Raw genomic sequence first — 833 nt, 5'->3', positions numbered from 1 at the left:
GAGGACGCCGCGGGCCCGTCATCGGGCGCGGGCGGCTCCGCGGGCTCGCCCGGCTCCGGGCCCTCGGGGCGCGGGCCCTCGGAGGGCGCCTGCCCGTGGGCGAAGGCGACGTTGGCGACGTCGGCCCCCAGGGCGTCGGCGGTCACGACGGCCTCGAAGGTCAGCGTCGCGGCGTGGCCGCCCCACAGGTCCCCGCACGCCACGGCTATGGTGCGCGTGGCGCGGTCGTAGGCCTCGTCGGGCACGGCGAGGGGCTCCCCGCCGTCCACGGACAGGCGCAGGGTGCCGCCTGCCGGCTCGACGCCCGCCGGCAGGGGGTCGGACACGACGGCGTCCCAGAGGCAGCTGTCGGCCGGGCCGCCGTTGCGCAGCGTCACCGTGTAGCGCAGGCGGTCTCCCAGGTGCGTCACCCTGCCGCCGGGGGCGGTGAGGTTCTCCACGGACTTGGCCAGGCTCACGTTCCCCTCGTCCGGGTCGGCCGGCGTCACGGATCCGCCGCCCGGCGGCGTGGCGGGCGGCGTGTCGGGCGGGGCCACCGGCCCCACGTCGGGGCCGTCTGGGTCGTCGGGGTTCGGGCGCCTGCCCGCCGCCGAGGCGACGTTGGCCAGGTCGGCGGCGGCCGGGTCGGAGAGGTCGAGGCCCTCCCTCACCGCGCACTCGAAGGTGACGGAGGCCGCCTGGCCGCCGCCCACGTCGCCCGCGGGCACCGTGAGCACGGGCCTCCCGCCCGCGCCCGGGGCCGCCAGCGAGAACCTGCCCACGTCGGAGGCCGCCACCGCCGGCGCCTTCGAGAGCGCGCGGTCCTCGACGCCCGCCGACGGGTTGTCGAGGCG

Annotated in this window: 1 protein-coding gene; it reads right to left on the bottom strand. The window is 79.6% G+C overall.

Going from position 1 to position 833, the window contains the following annotated elements:
• The coding region (locus D1643_RS11125; protein ID WP_160710659.1) for a DUF11 domain-containing protein at positions 1-833 on the bottom strand (833 nt) is incomplete at both ends.

It is taken from the genome of Enterorhabdus sp. P55 (assembly GCF_009911695.1).
Lineage (GTDB): Bacteria > Actinomycetota > Coriobacteriia > Coriobacteriales > Eggerthellaceae > Enterorhabdus.
This window is presented reverse-complemented; position numbering and strand designations above follow the sequence as displayed.